Genomic DNA, 15,235 nt, shown 5'->3' with positions numbered 1-15,235 from the left:
CCAACCGTGCATGATCTTGATCAGGGCTTCTCGCCTTTGAGCCGGCGCAGGCTGATGTCTGCCAGGCAGCTGCCGAGCTCGCCGAGGTGGTCGATCACAGAGTGCACGCCCAGGCCATAGAGCGCCACCGTCGCCTTGCCGCGTTTGTATTCGCGTTGCTGCGCGGTCAGCGCCTGCCATTGCTCGGGTGACAGGCCGCAGAGCGAGCCACAGGAGGCCAGGCCGATGGTCCACAACCCGGCATTGAGGCCCGATTGCAGCAGGCGCGGCTCGCCACTGACTAGCACGCAACCTTCCAGGCGTTCGATGTTCAACTCCATCAAGGCTTGCCAGCAGGCGTGGGGCGCGGGCCAGCGGATGGAGGAGGGTGAGGCGGCCTTGACCCAGTCCGGCAGGCTGGTGGACAGGGGCGTGGTAACCGAGGGCGGCAGTTCATCCAGCCAGGCGCAGGGCACGCCTAGTTCTTTCAGGCTACGCAGGCTTTTTAAAGCACCGGGTGTGGCCACGGACCCGGGGCAGGGCGAATCGGTACGCGCCAGGGAACCAAAATCCACCAGGCAGCCACTCAGGCCAAATAACACGGCGGTCAAAGAGGGGGCTGTGGCGATGGCAATCTCGGCGTGTGGCATCTGAACGTCCCTGAAATAGCAGCAACACTATCGGGGCGGGATGACAAGGGCATGACACTGGCGGTAATTGTAGGAATTTTGTGCATTTTCAGTAAGACCGATCCTAGTAGCTGCCTAAACACGCACTTCCGTCATATACTGACGGCCTTATTCAGGGCATAGCGCCCATGACAGACCATTCAAGGAGCAAAAGCTATGCGCTGGAGCCATTACTTCGCTCAGCTGTCGGTGTGTGCCACCGTGCTGTTGGCACCTTTCGCCGTACAAGCCGCGTCGGAAGATGACCCATGGGAAAGCGTCAACCGCCCGATCTTCACCTTCAACGACACCGTTGATACTTACGCCCTCAAGCCAATCGCCCAGGGCTATCAGTTCGTGACCCCGCAATTTGTGCAGGACGGCGTTCACAACTTCTTCCGCAACATCGGCGATGTCGGCAACCTGGCCAACAACGTGCTGCAACTCAAGCCCTACAATGCTGGCGTCGACACGGCTCGCCTGCTGGTCAACACCACGTTTGGCGTGCTGGGCTTTATCGACGTCGGCACCAAAATGGGGCTGCATCGCAGCGATGAAGACTTCGGCCAGACCCTTGGCTACTGGGGCGTCGGCAGCGGTCCATACGTGATGATCCCGTTGCTCGGCCCAAGCACCTTGCGTGATGCGCCGTCCAAATACGTCGACAGCTACACCCAACCCTACCGCTACATGAACGACATCGGCTGGCGTAACAGCACCTTCGGCCTGAACGTCGTCGACGTGCGCGCCAGTTTGCTCGACAGCGAAAAGCTGATCAGCGGCGACAAGTACACCTTCATTCGTAACGCCTACCTGCAGAACCGTGAGTTCAAGGTCAAGGATGGCAAGGTCGTTGACGACTTCTAGGCCGTGACGTTTTGAAATGAAAAAGGCGACCTTTTGAAAGGTCGCCTTTTTTGTGCGCGCATTTCAGCGCATCTTCAAGATCCTGAGACCCAAGTGCTGTTCATCGCCCGCAGCCTTGGTCCACACGACTTCAGTGTCTGCCTCCAGGCCCTTGAGTGCTGCGTGCTCTGAATCGATGCGTACGGTCAGTGGGTCGCCCACGTTGAACTGGCGCGGCGCCTGCACCTGCATGCCGGAGCTGGAAAGGTCCAGGCATACACCTTCAATCTCCTGCCCGGCGTGGATCAGGGACACATTGGCGTCCACCCGCATGCGGATGAAATCGCGTTTTTCGGCGTAGTCGCGCTCGTGTTCGCTCACAGCATCCATCCTTACTTTACGTTGGGGTAGTGGCAGTTCTTATAACTCCCGGTGATTTGCGATGTAAAGACGCCCGGCGACCATCGGCATGAGCTTGAAACCCCTCACGGATGGGAGTACCGTCTGCGCCTTAGAAGGGCACCTCTGCTTTACCGTTGTGCATGGGCGAAATCCCAATGCTTTGTAGGACAGAGAGGCTAGAAAGCGAATCCAGTACGCGAGTCCGGCCATTGCCGAGCCGCCTACGCCAACCTAATTCTGGCGCCGTTTGCCCACATGCAAAAAACCAGTGCCACGCTGCTGATAATCGATGACGACGAAGTAGTGCGCGCGAGCCTCGCGGCCTATTTGGAAGACAGTGGCTTCAGCGTCCTGCAGGCCAGTAATGGCCAACAGGGTCTCCAGGTATTCGAGCGCGACAAGCCCGACCTTGTGATCTGCGACCTGCGCATGCCCCAGATGGGCGGCCTGGAGCTGATTCGCCAGGTGACCGAGCTTGCCCCGCAGACGCCGGTGATTGTCGTGTCCGGTGCCGGCGTCATGAACGATGCCGTGGAAGCCCTGCGCCTGGGCGCTGCCGATTACCTGATCAAGCCCCTGGAAGACCTGGCCGTGCTGGAGCACTCGGTGCGCCGCGCCCTGGACCGTGCCCGCCTGCTCCTGGAAAACCAGCGCTACCGCGAAAAGCTCGAGACCGCCAACCGCGAGCTCGAAGCCAGCCTGAATCTGCTCCAGGAAGACCAGAACGCCGGTCGCCAGGTACAGATGAACATGCTGCCGGTGAGCCCCTGGAGCATCGACGAGTTCAAGTTTGCCCACCAGATCATCCCGTCGTTGTACCTGTCGGGTGATTTTGTCGACTACTTCCGCGTCGATGAGCGACGCGTGGCGTTCTACCTGGCCGACGTTTCCGGCCATGGCGCCTCTTCTGCCTTTGTGACCGTGTTGTTGAAGTTCATGACCACACGGCTGTTGTTCGAGTCCAAGCGCAATGGCACCTTGCCGGAGTTCACCCCCTCCGAGGTGCTGGGCCACATCAACCGGGGCCTGATCAGCTGTAAGCTGGGCAAGCACGTGACGATGGTTGGCGGCGTGATCGATGAAGAGACCGGTCTTTTGACCTACAGCATTGGCGGCCACCTGCCGATGCCTGTTTTGTACACTCCTGACAGTGTGCGCTACCTGGAAGGGCGTGGCCTGCCCGTAGGCTTGTTCAATGAAGCCACCTACGAAGACCACATCCTGGAACTGCCGCCGACCTTCAGCCTGACGCTGATGTCCGACGGCATCCTGGACCTTTTGCCAGAGCCTACACTCAAAGAGAAAGAAGCCGCCTTGCCCCAAAAGGTCAAGTCGGCGGGCGGCAGCCTGGATGGCCTGCGGCAGGTTTTTGGATTGGCCACGCTAGGGGAGATGCCGGATGATATCGCCCTATTGGTGTTGAGCAGGAATCTTTGATGAGTACCGGAAGAATCCAATTCGCCGAGCAAGACGGGACCTTCGTCCTCAAGTTTGTCGGCGAAGTGCGCCTGACCTTGTGTTCGGCGCTGGATGCGACGATTGAGCGGATCTTCACAGCGCTGAACTTCTCGGCGATCGTGATCGATCTGACCGAAACCCGCAGCATCGACAGCACCACCCTGGGGCTGTTGGCCAAGCTGTCCATTCTGTCGCGACAGAAGGTCGGCCTGTTGCCGACGGTCGTCACCACCCACGAAGACATCACCCGTCTGTTGCAGTCCATGGGCTTCGACCAGGTGTTCAACATCGTTGACCGCCCAATCCCCTGCCCGGAATGCCTCACCGACCTGCCGTCGCAAGACCAGTCCGAAGAGATCGTACGGGTCAAGGTGCTGGAAGCGCACAAGATCCTCATGGGCCTCAACGAGTCCAACCGCGAAGCCTTCCACGACCTGGTCAACGCCCTGGAACGCCACTGATCCCCATTCAAATGTGATCCAAATGTGGGAGGGGGCTTGCTCCCGATTTCGGTATGTCAGTCATAAATGTGCTGACTGACCCACCGCCATCGGGAGCAACCCCCCTCCCACATTGGATTTGTGGCTGGCTTGAAATTGGCGCACACAAAAAAGGGCGGCACCCTCACAGGTGCCGCCCTTTTTGCTGCTATCTGCCCTTACAGCTTGGCCGACAACAACGCCTCCAGCTTCTCCTGATCGCGAGCAAACTGGCGAATGCCCTCTGCCAGCTTCTCAGTCGCCATCGCATCCTCGTTGGACTCCCAACGGAACTGCGCTTCAGTCATATGCACACGGGCCTCACCGGCATGGCCTGGCGCCAGCTTGCGCTCCAGCTTGCCTTCATCCGCCGCCAGCTTCTCCAGCAGGTCCGGGCTGATGGTCAGGCGATCACACCCGGCCAGCTTTTCAATCTGGCTCAGGTTACGGAAGCTCGCACCCATCACCACAGTCTTGTAGCCATTGGCCTTGTAGTAGTTGTAGATGCGCGTCACCGACTGCACGCCCGGGTCATCGGAACCGGTGTAGTCGTTGCCGTTGGCCTTCTTGTACCAGTCGTAGATACGGCCCACGAACGGCGAAATCAGGAACACACCGGCTTCAGCGCAGGCCACGGCCTGGGCGAAAGAGAACAGCAGCGTCAGGTTGGTCTGGATGCCTTCTTTTTCCAGCTTCTCCGCGGCGCGGATGCCTTCCCAGGTGGAGGCGATTTTGATCAGCACGCGATCGCGGCTAACCCCGGCTTTGTCGTACAGGTCGATCAGACGGTGCGCACGCTTGAGAATGGCCGCCTCGTCGAACGACAGGCGCGCATCCACCTCAGTGGAAATACGGCCCGGCACTACTTTAAGGATCTCCTGGCCGACCGCCACGGCAAAACGGTCACTGGCCAGGCCCACATCGCCGTTGCAGTCCTGTACACACTCATCCAGCAGCTTGGCATAGCCAGGGATCGACGAAGCCTTGAGCAGCAGGGACGGGTTGGTGGTCGCGTCTTGTGGCTTGAGCTTGGCGAGGGTAGAAAAATCGCCGGTATCGGCTACGACGGTGGTGAATTGCTTGAGTTGTTCCAGCTTGGAAGTCATGGGCGTGCTCTGTCCTGTGGGTCTGATGACATTACCCGAGCGCTGGCAGCCGCTCAAGGGCGCAAATGCGTTAGGTCGTTTGCGGGGGCAATAACCTGGAAACGGCCGTTTGAATTACCGGCAGTGGTGTTCAATAGGAGGGCAAAATCGCTGGCAGGTTCAACCCAACTGCCCGATAGCGCCTTCATCGCCACACGCCGCACCAAATGTGGGAGGGGGCTTGCCCCCGATTGCAGTATGTCAGTCAACCCATAACGAACTGACCCGCTGCAAGCTACCCAGTCACCGCCCTTCCAACAATTCCCCAGCCTGATCCAGCAACGCCAACGGATCCGCCGCCTTATGAATATCCACCGACAACAACTGCCTGAACCTGCGCGCCCCCGGGAAACCAGTGCCCAACCCCAACACATGCCGAGTAATATGGTGCATCGTCCCACCACTGGCCAAATGCTCAGCAATATAAGGCCGCAACTGCACCAACGCCTGCGCCCGACTAATCACCGGCGCCTCACTGCCAAACAACCGCTGATCCACCTCCGCCAACAGATACGGATTGTGATAAGCCTCCCGCCCCAGCATCACCCCATCGAACGTCTGCAAATGCTCCTGGCACTGCTCCAACGTCTTGATCCCACCGTTCAGATTAATCTCCAACGCCGGAAAGTCCCGCTTCAACTGCGCCGCCACGTCATAACGCAACGGCGGAATGTCCCGGTTCTCCTTGGGCGACAGCCCCTCCAGAATCGCAATCCGCGCATGCACGGTAAAACTGGTGCAACCGGCATCCTTCACTGTCCCGACGAAATCACACAGCTCGGCATAACTGTCCCGGCCATTGATGCCGATACGGTGCTTTACCGTCACCGGAATCGACACCGCATCGCGCATGGCCTTCACACAGTCCGCCACCAGGGCAGGGTGCGCCATGAGGATCGCGCCGATCATGTTGTTCTGCACCCGGTCGCTGGGGCAGCCGACGTTCAGGTTCACTTCGTCGTAGCCTGCGGCCTCGGCCATACGGGCACAGGCGGCCAGATCAGCCGGAACACTGCCGCCCAACTGGAGCGCCAGCGGGTGCTCGGCTTCGTTGTGGCGCAGGAAGCGCTCGTGATCGCCGTGGAGGATTGCGCCGGTGGTGACCATCTCGGTGTAGAGCAGGGCGTGTTTGGAGAGCAGGCGTAGGAAGAACCGGCAGTGACGGTCAGTCCAGTCCATCATGGGGGCGACGGAGAAGCGACGGGAGAGTGGGGCGGTTTGTAGGGACATGGGGGATCTGAGTCAGCGAGGCGAATGGGCGCAGTTTATCAGGAACGGATCTTGGGTGCCGGAGAGGCAAGTTTTGCGCGCATTACCACTTCGAACGAGGACGTTGCCGTGTGTGGAATACGCCAAGGATCTGCAGTCGATCGCCCCGCACTCTATACGGGATCAGATAGGACCAATTGGGAACTGCCCATTCGCGGGTATGTTTCACCCGACCTTCGCGTCCCATGGAAGGAAACTGAGCCAGCCTGTCGACGCTGGCGAAAATGGCATCCGAGAAGCCGTCGGCGGCTTTTGGATTTTCGAGAGCGATATAATTCGCTTCGTCTTCCAGATTTTTGAGTGCTTTTTCAAGCCACTCAACCCGCATTCCTGCTCCAGCGCCTAGCGCGCATGGCCGCCACTTGGTCATCAGTGGCGAATTTGCCTTCGTCGGCGTCTTTTACCGCCAGCTCGATCTGAGCAGTCAGCGTTTTTTCGTGCTCGATGTAGTCTCGAAGAACGTCCATCGCCAGGTAGCTTGCTGTTTGGCCGTTGGTTTTGGCCAGGTCGGCGAGAGAGTTGGACAGGTCTTCCGGCAGGTTTAGGGATATCCCAGTCATGGCGGCCTCGATGGTGGACGGTTGTGAGGCATCTTACACCGTGAAGCGTCGGGTTGAAGCAGCACGCCGTCGCGAGGTGTGTCTGGGAGTGAATCGTTTGCTTTTCCTCTGCCAACTCATAGCCGGGTGTCGTGGTCTGATCCCGGTATCCGCGGTATCCGTGACCCCGGTATCCGAGGCGGTTTTTCACTGCCTGCTCTCTTTATCTCCGCGCCTTCAAAAACCGCCCTTCGTAATCCGCCACCGGAAGACGGGTGGAATCGTACTTCCCAAATAATCTATAACGATTTATAGCGATTTTGTCGTACATCCAATCTCGCAGGGTCGCTGGGACGATGCGGGCAGCTGTTAGCCAACGCCACGGGGCATTCAGGCGTGCCAAGATTTCGAACATTGCCTCGGAACGCATGGACACCTTGTCATTCGAGATGAGAACAATGGTGTTGAATTTGTCCTGCGGTAGCCCCGCCCACTGTAATAGCGCTTGACCTTCCGGCGATTGAACCGCAGCAAGCTGAATTTGATGTGCATGGTCATAGTGGATAATGAACCGCGCCCAGCCGTTGCAGAGCTTGCAGGTGCCGTCGAAAAGTACTGCTGTTTCGCCTGGTTGAAGGAGCGGGGCAGGAGATCGGGGTTGGATGGTCATCGGGTCTGCCGTATCTGAAGATAAACCATTTTAGAGGCTTTCATTTACGATCGTTTTTATAACTTAACGATCTTTAAATTCTCGTTGCCTCTACGCCTGTTCAACAAATCTCTCGCTCAGGCTTGGCAGGATATGACATGGAACGTCACAAGGGCATCCCCCCTGTCGTTGGCGTTGCTCCACCCTGGAGCGCATACGACGTTGTTTTAAGCAACTTACAGCTCGCAGACGTAACGAAGTTGGTAATGGTGCTGACCGGGAGTTTAGATCCAGTCCTTGATACGCCTTTAGGGTATTTCCTACACACATTTCTCGGCTTGCCCCTCAGACCACCCCTAGCTAACCTCCTCAAGCCGCTGCAAAAAATTCTTCTATTGATCACGGTACATCGTCCGCCGATCCCAAGCTTCAAGCCGCAGCCCAGCGAGCAGTCCATCATCACTTGCCCCCATCCGACGACGCTGCGCCCGCCGAACGCCCAAGCAACAACCTATTCCTCGTCAACCCAACCATCGACCCCGAAACCCTCCTGGCCAACGCCGCCGAAAACCTGGCATCCGCCAACGAAATGGCCGCCACCTTGGCGTTCGATCTCGACGACTCCCAACGGGCCATAGCCTTGGGCATTCAGCAGTTAATCGAGTTGAGCTCTCTGCTTGTTGACCGAGCCCAGGAGCAAGTTGCGCCTGTAACCGCCTCAGGCAAAGCCTGATAACCAACCCAGCCGCCTTACCCAAGGCGGCAACCTGAACTCATGCTGTCCCCCAGCAAAGTTTCATAATTCCCTGCGCCGTTGAGGTCTACGATTGCCTGCAAGAGAGGACCCCAGCGCCTCCAGCCCACAGGGAACTGAAACCATGATCTCGAACCTCGTCAAAGTTGTGGTGATCACCGGCACGTTGATGTTGAGTGCTTGTTCATCTTCACCAGCCGTGAGCAGTGACCCGTGCTTTTCAGGCGGATGCCAAGCGTTTGGCGATCACAGCCCCAGCAAAGCCACCAAGATGAATTTTGGTGGCAGTGGGTTGGGGAGTAGTTATGGGGAGTATGGGGCGGGGTTGTTGCATGATGATTGATGGGTGGTGGGTCAGTCATTGAGGTGGTGACTGAGCTATTGCTATCGGGGGCAAGCCCCCTCCCACATTGGGTCTATGATCGGCGCAAAACTTGTGGCGTTAGTGGCCGCCTTTCATGCGCCGGGCTATCAAGTAAAGGCCCAGGCCGACCAGGGCTGTTGCGGCGCCGATGTAGCCGGTGCTGGTCCAGCCGAGGCCGGCCGTAATCGCCATGCCGCCAAACCACGGGCCCAGCGCATTTGCCAGGTTAAACGCCGCATGGTTCGATGCCGCCGCCAAGCTCGGCGCTTCGTGTGCGATGTCCATCAAGCGAATCTGCAACGGTGCCGCCAATGCGACCATGGTGCCAACCAACCCCATGCTCAGCAGCACGCCCCACAGCGACGAGGCGGCGAAGGGGAAGAACAGCAGCACGGCCATCGACCACACCAATATCAAGCCCACCGCCCGGAACTGCATGCGATCAAACAGCTTGCCACCGGCAATGTTGCCGATAATCCCGCCGACGCCAAAGGCGGCGAGGCCGAAGGGAATCCACTGGGGCGAGACTTTGGTCACTTCGAGCATGGTCGGCGCCAGGTAGCTGAATACGCAGAACATCCCGGCAAAGCCAATTGCGCCGATGGACAGGGCCATCCATACCTGGGGTTTGGTGAAGGCGCGCAGTTCCTTGCGCGGGTCGCTGCGTTGTTCGTCGTGGCGGTGGGGCACGAATTGCCAAACCAGGGCGATGGTGAGCAGGGCGATCACGCTGACCAGGGCGAACGCCGAGCGCCAGCCCAGGTGTTGGCCGAGGAAGGTAGCGATGGGGTTGCCGAGCAGCATGGCCAGGGTCAGGCCCATCATCACGCGGGCTACGGCGCCGGCGCGTTTGTCGGTGGGCACCATGCTGGAGGCAACCACGGCGGCGATGCCGAAGTAGGCGCCGTGGGGCAGGCCGCTGATAAAGCGGAAGGCCACCAGCGAGCCGAAGGTGGGGGTGAAGGCGGTGGCGAAGTTGCCCAGGGCGTACAGGCCCATCAGCAACAGCAGCATGTGTTTGCGCAGCAGCTTGGCGCCGAGGATGGCCAGCAGTGGGGCGCCGACCATCACGCCGAGGGCATAGGCGCTGATGGCGTGGCCGACCTGGGGTTCGCTTAACCCCAGGTTCTGGGCGATGTCGGGCATCAGGCCCATGATGGCGAATTCGCCGGTGCCGATCGCGAAGGCGCCTACGGCCATGGCCGCTTCCATTTTCGCGGCGCTGCGCGCGGGCAGTACGTGCCCGGGTGTTTGCTGGGTAGTCATGGGTAACTCTATGTGGAAGGTGTGCACGAAGGACAGCCGCCGATGCTACGCAGGCAACGGCGAAGGTGTCTAGAACCGCCATTTGCGCCAGAGTTCCAGGCCTGTGACCGCAGGTCGCGGCTGTCAGGCTTGACACCGGCGCATTAAAAGCCGCGATTTGGGCCTGTCAATTGGCCAAACGGCGCATAAACGCTGTTTAGCGTGATATTCTGCGCGCCGTCTTGGTCTAGGCTTTCCCTGGTGCGTACACCCGTATACGTCCCAGCGGTTGGCTGTTGCCCAGGTAGCTGAGCCAATAATGATAAGAAGTCAGCGCAGAAGGGACATAACAGTGAGGTCGCTCAACCGGCCTTGTGTGCCCACTCTGCAGTCCTCATGTGCATGTGCAGACCCCGCGCGACGTTGCCTGACGTAGCGTGATCGAGGGTCGCCCATGACGGGGGGCGGCAGGGCGGATGGCGTTTTATCATAGGTGCTACTGATGTTTAAAAAAGTAAACACTGCCCTGCTGGGGCTGGCTTTGTCGATGGGGATCACGTCCGCGCAAGCGGAAGAGGCAAAGAAAGTCGATGTGCTGCTGATCGGCGGCGGCATCATGAGTGCAACCCTGGGTGTCTGGCTCAATGAGCTGGAACCGGATTGGTCGATGGAAATGGTCGAGCGCCTCGATGGCGTGGCCGAAGAAAGCTCCAACGGCTGGAACAACGCCGGTACCGGTCACTCGGCCCTGGCTGAGCTGAACTATACCCCGGAAGACAAGAACGGCAACGTTGAGATCCCGAAAGCGGTCGAGATCAACGAAGCGTTCCAGATCTCCCGTCAGTTCTGGTCCTGGCAGGTCCAGCAGGGCGTGTTGAAGAACCCGCGTTCGTTCATCAACTCCACGCCGCACATGAGCTTTGTGTGGGGCGATGACAACATCAAGTTCCTGAAAAAACGCTACGAAGCCCTGCAAGCCAGCCCGCTGTTCGCCGGTATGCAGTACTCCGAAGACCCGGCGCAGATCGCCAAGTGGGTTCCGCTGATGATGGAAGGGCGTGATCCGAAGCAGAAGATCGCGGCCACCTGGAGCCCAATCGGCACCGACGTGAACTTCGGCGAGATCACCCGCCAGTTCGTCGCTCACCTGCAAACCACGCCGAAGTTCGATCTGAAACTGTCGAGCGAAGTGCAGGACATCACCCGCAACGACGACGGTTCGTGGCGTGTGAGCTACAAAAACCTGAAAGACGGCACCAAGACTGAAACCGACGCCAAGTTCGTGTTCATCGGCGCCGGCGGCGGTGCCCTGCACCTGCTGCAGAAGTCGGGCATTCCTGAAGCCAAGGAATACGCCGGTTTCCCTGTAGGCGGTTCGTTCCTGGTAACCGATAATCCAACTATCGCCGAGCAGCACCTGGCCAAGGCCTACGGTAAAGCCTCGGTCGGTTCGCCACCGATGTCGGTTCCGCACCTGGACACCCGCGTGCTGGATGGCAAGCGCGTGATCCTGTTTGGCCCATTCGCGACCTTCTCGACCAAGTTCCTGAAAGAAGGCTCGTACCTGGACCTGCTGACCAGCACCACCACCCACAACATCTGGCCCATGACCAAAGTCGGTATTCGTGAATACCCACTGGTCGAGTACCTTGCCGGCCAACTGATGCTGTCGGATGACGACCGCTTCAAGGCGCTGCAAGAGTACTTCCCGAACGCCAAGCAATCCGACTGGCGCCTGTGGCAAGCCGGCCAGCGCGTGCAGATCATCAAGCGTGATGAAGAGCAGGGCGGCGTGCTGAAACTCGGTACCGAAGTGGTCAGCTCTGCCGACAACTCCATTGCCGGCCTGTTGGGTGCATCGCCAGGCGCGTCCACCGCGGCTCCGATCATGCTGACCGTGCTGCAAAAGGTCTTCAAGGACAAGGTAGCCAGCCCGGCCTGGCAGGAAAAACTGCACCAGATCGTGCCAAGCTACGGTACCAAGCTGAACGACAGCCCTGAGGCTGTTGCCAAGGAATGGGCCTATACCGCCGGTGTGCTGCAACTGACCCCACCGCCAGCGATCCCGCAACTGGCTGCTCCACAGGCTACCGAGGCTGCCAAGCCTGCGGCTGAGCCGAGCAAGCCGGCGTCTGACCTGGCGCTGTAAGCGACATCTACAAAAAGCCCGCTGAACCGGTGACGGTCAGCGGGCTTTTTTGTGGGCGCAGTTCAGACCTTGAAGTGGCGGATTTGCTCATGCACATGCAGCGCCAGCGCATTGCTGGTATCGCACATCAGGTACAGATGCTGCGCGGGTAGAGGTGGCAGTTCTGACAGGTGGATCAGCCCTTCGCCCATACGGCTTTGTTCCATCAAGCCAACCGCCACGCCACTGCGTACACAGGCTTCGACCGCCGATGAGTTGGGGCTTTCCAGCAGTAGCCGGTGGTAGATCCCATGATCTTTCAACGACTGCAGCGCTGCGGCGCGATAGGGGCAGCCAGTGATGGGCACAGTGATGGGTAACGGCACGTTCGGCGGCGAGTTGAAGCCTTCGGTCGCTACCCACAGCGGCTGCACGGCCCCCAGGCGTTCACCTTGTGCGAGTGGGTGCGCGCTGACGGTGATCGCCAGGTCCAGTTGGTTGGCCATGAATAAGTCCAGTAACTCACCGCTGGTGCGCGCTTCGATCTCCAGTTCCAGCAGGGGGTTGTCAGCGATCAGTCGCGGTAAAAATTCCTGGATGAAGGCGGGCGCGTAGGTATCCGGCACCCCCAGGCGGATCTTGCCCTGCATGCGCTGGGGCATCAGCGAAATCAGCAGGCGGTCATGACTCTTGAGAAACTCGGTGGTTTCGCCCAGCAATTTCTGGCCGTACAGGGTCAACTCCACGCCTTGGTTACTGCGGCTGAACAGACGCTGACCGACCTGATCCTCCAGCTTCTGGATTTGCGTGGTGACGGTGGACGCGCTGCGGTGCACATGCTCGGCCGCCTCGTTAAAGCGCCTAAAGCGCGCTACGGCGTGAAAGGTGCGCAACAGCTCGATATTCAGTTGTTTAGTCATGATTCGGTTTTTTCGGATTTATTGTTCGTGTAATTCAAATATACGCAAGCATGTGCAGCCTTTAGCCTTTGAGTCAAATCACAGCGATGGGAGGCGATATGAAGCGATCTACCTCGGGGCTGCTGCTGTTGCAGGCGGTTTTCGTTTTGTCGTGGAGTTCAGGCTTTATCGGCGCCAAGCTCGGCACCCAGGGTGGTGGAGCGTTCAATCTGCTGTTCTGGCGTTTCCTGCTGGTCTCGCTGTGCCTGGCGCTGTTCCTGAACAGGCGGTTGCTGGAGGTGACCTGGCAGCAACTCCGCCATCACGCGGTTGTCGGGTTCCTGTCGCAGTTTCTCTATTTGAGCTGCGTCTACGTCGCCATCCAGAACGGCCTACCACCCGGGATCGCGGCGATTATTGCGGCGTTGCAGCCATTGATGACGGCGGCATTGTCGACGGGCATGGCGTCCGAGCGCAGTGGCGGCTGGCAATGGGTGGGGTTGGTGATCGGCTTTGTCGGTGTGTCGATTGTGATTGCCGGGCAGTACGGTGGTAGCGGGCAGGATGTCGGGCTGGTCATGTACCTGTTGCCCCTGGTATCGGCACTGGGACTGACACTGGCGACCTTGTACGAGCGTCGCTCGGTGCAGGCCCAGGACTGCGGGTTGGTGTTGCCTCTGTTTATCCAGTCGCTGTTGACCTTGATAGGTTTTACCGCGGCCGTGATCTACACCGACACCCTGAGTATTCCCCATGACACCAACGTACTGATCTCGATTGTCTGGTTGACTCTGTTCTCCACCTTCGTCGCCTATTTGAGCCTGTGGATGCTGCTGCGGGTGATGACCGCCACCCATGTGGCGACGCTGGTGTATCTGGAACCGCCGGTGACATTGGTGTGGGCGGCGTTGATGTTTGGCGACGTGATCCATGCATCGACCTACGCGGGCATAGCCGTGGTCGTGGCCGGGTTGGTGCTGGTGCGTCTGAAGCGACCGACTGTCGCCTGTACTTCCTGAGGCTGGCGGGTTCAGCAAGCTGACAGACACCACCTGTTAAAAAGTACCCATGCCTAAGCAGGAGCGCGGCTGAAACAAGGGGGGACTTTTACCAGTGCAGGTATTGGGCGTTCGCGCCCGAGGGTTTTGTATGTTGCTACGTTATGCAGCATTGGCCGCCATGGTGGTCGCCGCTTCCGGGTGTGTGCAAGAGCGTGTTGTGCATGAGCGCAGGCCGGTACAACACGAGTACGTTGATGTGGTGGCGCCGCAACCGCCGCCGGTGCAGGTGATCGAAGTCGAGCCGGCGGTGCGCGAAGGTTATATCTGGTCACGCGGTTACTGGCGTTGGGAAGGCGGGCGTTATGTAGCAGTGCACGGCCATTGGGAACCGGTGCGTCAGGGTTATCGTTACGTACACCCGCACTGGGTGCAGCGCAATGATGGCTACCATTGGCAGATCGGTGGCTGGGTCCGCTGACCCAACGCCATCTTCCATTGTAGGAGCGAGCTTGCTCGCGAAAAAACCACAGGCACCGCGTGCTCCCTGAGTGCTCGCGTAATCGTTGGCGTTTTTCGCGAGCAAGCTCGCTCCTACAAAAAAGCCGGCCTAGCCGATCCGTTTCATCCCCGCTGCCTTGGCCGCGTTCAGATCAAACGTTGCGGTGTACTCGCAACCGGCCGCGTGGCCACAGCGTTCGATCAGGCAGTCGGCAAAGTCCGCTTTGCTTGCGGTGAACTTGCGCAGGGCCTGCCAGATGATATCGGCGTGTTCGACGGTCAGTTCCCGTGTGTACAGCAAGGTTTCCAGCACCGTCACCACGTCGCTTTTGGTCGATTGGTAGCAGGACTGCAACACCCACACCAGCTCCGTAAGCGTCACCAGGCTGACAAAACCGGGTGAGGCGGCGGTGAGCGATTCGATCAGTTGGGACGCCTTGGCCGATTGCGCAGGATCATCCTGGGTCACATAACGCACCAGCACGTTGGTATCCAGGCCAATCATCCAGCGGTTGCTCCCTGGGCCGCGATGGCTCGGTTCATGTCCTCGATAGACACGGTGTGAGCGGGTTTGCGGATCAACCCCTTGAGGTCCTTGACGGTTTTGCTGGCGGCGATCATGGAAAACTTGCCGTCTTCCATCTCGACGAATTCCACCCGGTCGCCTGTTTCCAGGCCCAAGGCTGTCCTGACCTGGACAGGGATGGTGATTTGCCCTTTTGAAGTGAGTGTGGCGGTAGCCATAGTGAAGATCTCCATCGTGATATTCCTTACCTTAGGGTAAGGAATGACAGAGGACAATATCCGTTGGTCCATAGGTCGCTCGCAGGTGTGAGTCAGTCGGTAGTAAAACCCTAGTCCGAATGCTCGATCCTCACACCGTTGGCTACGCCCCAAACAGATACAAACTAT

At 59.1% G+C, this 15,235-nt stretch carries 19 protein-coding genes; 8 read left to right on the top strand and 11 right to left on the bottom strand.

The genetic code is table 11. The features are described 5' to 3' along the window. Positions 1 to 20: 20 nt before the first annotated feature. Positions 21 to 629 (bottom strand): HAD superfamily inactivated hydrolase PcrP, encoded by a 609-nt coding sequence (pcrP, locus tag NMB39_RS20945; protein WP_057022105.1) that lies wholly within the window; start codon positions 627 to 629, stop codon positions 21 to 23. Positions 630 to 824: 195 nt separating this feature from the next. Between pcrP and NMB39_RS20940 the strand changes: the two genes are divergently transcribed. Further along, the gene (locus NMB39_RS20940) at positions 825 to 1,514 is read left to right on the top strand and encodes an MlaA family lipoprotein (RefSeq protein ID WP_043047479.1); all 690 of its coding nucleotides are present in this window, start codon (positions 825 to 827) and stop codon (positions 1,512 to 1,514) included. Between the two features lie 63 nt (positions 1,515 to 1,577). Here the strand turns inward: NMB39_RS20940 and NMB39_RS20935 are convergent, their stop codons facing one another. Continuing rightward, a complete protein-coding gene (locus tag NMB39_RS20935; RefSeq protein ID WP_057022106.1) occupies positions 1,578 to 1,874 on the bottom strand; it encodes a PilZ domain-containing protein in 297 nt (98 codons plus the stop codon). Positions 1,875 to 2,150: 276 nt separating this feature from the next. Between NMB39_RS20935 and rssB the strand changes: the two genes are divergently transcribed. Beyond that, the gene (gene rssB / locus NMB39_RS20930; protein ID WP_005786210.1) at positions 2,151 to 3,332 is read left to right on the top strand and encodes a two-component system response regulator RssB; all 1,182 of its coding nucleotides are present in this window, start codon (positions 2,151 to 2,153) and stop codon (positions 3,330 to 3,332) included. Next, on the top strand, positions 3,332 to 3,814 hold the full coding sequence (rssC, locus tag NMB39_RS20925; protein ID WP_010212025.1) for an anti-sigma factor antagonist RssC: 483 nt from the start codon (positions 3,332 to 3,334) through the stop codon (positions 3,812 to 3,814). Before rssB ends, rssC begins: the two co-directional genes overlap by 1 nt. Before the next feature lie 197 nt (positions 3,815 to 4,011). Here the strand turns inward: rssC and tal are convergent, their stop codons facing one another. The 5 genes from tal to NMB39_RS20900 all read right to left on the bottom strand — a co-directional run bounded on the left by tal (position 4,012) and on the right by NMB39_RS20900 (position 7,455). Then, complete coding sequence (gene tal, locus NMB39_RS20920; RefSeq protein ID WP_494340120.1) at positions 4,012 to 4,938, bottom strand: transaldolase; 927 nt, start codon at positions 4,936 to 4,938, stop codon at positions 4,012 to 4,014. 282 nt (positions 4,939 to 5,220) lie between these two features. Beyond that, positions 5,221 to 6,207, bottom strand: a complete 987-nt coding sequence (dusA, locus tag NMB39_RS20915; protein ID WP_367235850.1) for a tRNA dihydrouridine(20/20a) synthase DusA — start codon at positions 6,205 to 6,207, stop codon at positions 5,221 to 5,223. 82 nt (positions 6,208 to 6,289) lie between these two features. Next, complete coding sequence (locus NMB39_RS20910; protein ID WP_367235849.1) at positions 6,290 to 6,574, bottom strand: type II toxin-antitoxin system RelE/ParE family toxin; 285 nt, start codon at positions 6,572 to 6,574, stop codon at positions 6,290 to 6,292. Next, positions 6,564 to 6,806, bottom strand: a complete 243-nt coding sequence (locus tag NMB39_RS20905) for a CopG family ribbon-helix-helix protein (RefSeq protein ID WP_057013353.1) — start codon at positions 6,804 to 6,806, stop codon at positions 6,564 to 6,566. The genes NMB39_RS20910 and NMB39_RS20905 overlap by 11 nt, the downstream gene beginning before the upstream one ends. A 202-nt stretch (positions 6,807 to 7,008) precedes the next feature. Then, on the bottom strand, positions 7,009 to 7,455 hold the full coding sequence (locus NMB39_RS20900; RefSeq protein WP_494340121.1) for a thiol-disulfide oxidoreductase DCC family protein: 447 nt from the start codon (positions 7,453 to 7,455) through the stop codon (positions 7,009 to 7,011). Between the two features lie 373 nt (positions 7,456 to 7,828). Between NMB39_RS20900 and NMB39_RS20895 the strand changes: the two genes are divergently transcribed. Together NMB39_RS20895 and NMB39_RS20890 are read left to right on the top strand one after the other, a co-directional pair. After that, positions 7,829 to 8,167 carry a DUF6124 family protein gene (locus NMB39_RS20895; RefSeq protein ID WP_494340571.1) on the top strand — a complete coding sequence of 113 codons (339 nt, stop codon included), beginning with the start codon at positions 7,829 to 7,831 and terminating at the stop codon, positions 8,165 to 8,167. Between the two features lie 145 nt (positions 8,168 to 8,312). After that, entirely contained in the window at positions 8,313 to 8,531 is a 219-nt protein-coding gene (locus tag NMB39_RS20890) for a hypothetical protein (RefSeq protein WP_494340122.1), read from the top strand. Between the two features lie 99 nt (positions 8,532 to 8,630). Here NMB39_RS20890 and NMB39_RS20885 read toward each other — a convergent pair whose 3' ends face one another. After that, positions 8,631 to 9,818, bottom strand: coding sequence for an MFS transporter (locus NMB39_RS20885; RefSeq protein WP_043047472.1), 1,188 nt, complete (start codon positions 9,816 to 9,818; stop codon positions 8,631 to 8,633). A 481-nt stretch (positions 9,819 to 10,299) separates the two neighbouring features. Here NMB39_RS20885 and mqo point away from each other — a divergent pair, with 481 nt between their 5' ends. Beyond that, positions 10,300 to 11,946, top strand: a complete 1,647-nt coding sequence (gene mqo, locus NMB39_RS20880; protein ID WP_057013357.1) for a malate dehydrogenase (quinone) — start codon at positions 10,300 to 10,302, stop codon at positions 11,944 to 11,946. A gap of 62 nt (positions 11,947 to 12,008) precedes the next feature. Here mqo and NMB39_RS20875 read toward each other — a convergent pair whose 3' ends face one another. Then, entirely contained in the window at positions 12,009 to 12,845 is an 837-nt protein-coding gene (locus tag NMB39_RS20875; protein WP_494340123.1) for a LysR family transcriptional regulator, read from the bottom strand. Between the two features lie 98 nt (positions 12,846 to 12,943). Between NMB39_RS20875 and NMB39_RS20870 the strand changes: the two genes are divergently transcribed. After that, positions 12,944 to 13,843: a DMT family transporter gene (locus NMB39_RS20870; protein ID WP_494340124.1), complete on the top strand. Its 900-nt coding sequence runs from the start codon at positions 12,944 to 12,946 to the stop codon at positions 13,841 to 13,843. Positions 13,844 to 13,973: 130 nt separating this feature from the next. Beyond that, a complete protein-coding gene (locus NMB39_RS20865; RefSeq protein WP_005786252.1) occupies positions 13,974 to 14,303 on the top strand; it encodes a YXWGXW repeat-containing protein in 330 nt (109 codons plus the stop codon). A 129-nt stretch (positions 14,304 to 14,432) separates the two neighbouring features. Here NMB39_RS20865 and NMB39_RS20860 read toward each other — a convergent pair whose 3' ends face one another. After that, entirely contained in the window at positions 14,433 to 14,828 is a 396-nt protein-coding gene (locus NMB39_RS20860; RefSeq protein WP_043047469.1) for a type II toxin-antitoxin system VapC family toxin, read from the bottom strand. Beyond that, complete coding sequence (locus NMB39_RS20855) at positions 14,825 to 15,082, bottom strand: AbrB/MazE/SpoVT family DNA-binding domain-containing protein (RefSeq protein ID WP_005786256.1); 258 nt, start codon at positions 15,080 to 15,082, stop codon at positions 14,825 to 14,827. Before NMB39_RS20855 ends, NMB39_RS20860 begins: the two co-directional genes overlap by 4 nt. Positions 15,083 to 15,235: the final 153 nt, after the last annotated feature.

The sequence above is a fragment of the Pseudomonas sp. FBCC-B545 genome (genome assembly GCF_059134095.1).
Note: the sequence above shows the minus strand (reverse complement) of the source record. Positions and strands in the feature narration are given on the sequence as shown.

Coding starts and splice junctions, on each gene's coding strand:
- pcrP (WP_057022105.1), bottom strand. CDS start 629: ATGCCACACGCCGAGATTGCCATCGCCACAGCCCCCTCTTTGACCGCC.
- NMB39_RS20940 (WP_043047479.1), top strand. CDS start 825: ATGCGCTGGAGCCATTACTTCGCTCAGCTGTCGGTGTGTGCCACCGTG.
- rssB (WP_005786210.1), top strand. CDS start 2,151: ATGCAAAAAACCAGTGCCACGCTGCTGATAATCGATGACGACGAAGTA.
- rssC (WP_010212025.1), top strand. CDS start 3,332: ATGAGTACCGGAAGAATCCAATTCGCCGAGCAAGACGGGACCTTCGTC.
- tal (WP_494340120.1), bottom strand. CDS start 4,938: ATGACTTCCAAGCTGGAACAACTCAAGCAATTCACCACCGTCGTAGCC.
- dusA (WP_367235850.1), bottom strand. CDS start 6,207: ATGTCCCTACAAACCGCCCCACTCTCCCGTCGCTTCTCCGTCGCCCCC.
- NMB39_RS20910 (WP_367235849.1), bottom strand. CDS start 6,574: ATGCGGGTTGAGTGGCTTGAAAAAGCACTCAAAAATCTGGAAGACGAA.
- NMB39_RS20905 (WP_057013353.1), bottom strand. CDS start 6,806: ATGACTGGGATATCCCTAAACCTGCCGGAAGACCTGTCCAACTCTCTC.
- NMB39_RS20900 (WP_494340121.1), bottom strand. CDS start 7,455: ATGACCATCCAACCCCGATCTCCTGCCCCGCTCCTTCAACCAGGCGAA.
- NMB39_RS20890 (WP_494340122.1), top strand. CDS start 8,313: ATGATCTCGAACCTCGTCAAAGTTGTGGTGATCACCGGCACGTTGATG.
- NMB39_RS20885 (WP_043047472.1), bottom strand. CDS start 9,818: ATGACTACCCAGCAAACACCCGGGCACGTACTGCCCGCGCGCAGCGCC.
- mqo (WP_057013357.1), top strand. CDS start 10,300: ATGTTTAAAAAAGTAAACACTGCCCTGCTGGGGCTGGCTTTGTCGATG.
- NMB39_RS20875 (WP_494340123.1), bottom strand. CDS start 12,845: ATGACTAAACAACTGAATATCGAGCTGTTGCGCACCTTTCACGCCGTA.
- NMB39_RS20870 (WP_494340124.1), top strand. CDS start 12,944: ATGAAGCGATCTACCTCGGGGCTGCTGCTGTTGCAGGCGGTTTTCGTT.
- NMB39_RS20865 (WP_005786252.1), top strand. CDS start 13,974: ATGTTGCTACGTTATGCAGCATTGGCCGCCATGGTGGTCGCCGCTTCC.
- NMB39_RS20860 (WP_043047469.1), bottom strand. CDS start 14,828: ATGATTGGCCTGGATACCAACGTGCTGGTGCGTTATGTGACCCAGGAT.
- NMB39_RS20855 (WP_005786256.1), bottom strand. CDS start 15,082: ATGGAGATCTTCACTATGGCTACCGCCACACTCACTTCAAAAGGGCAA.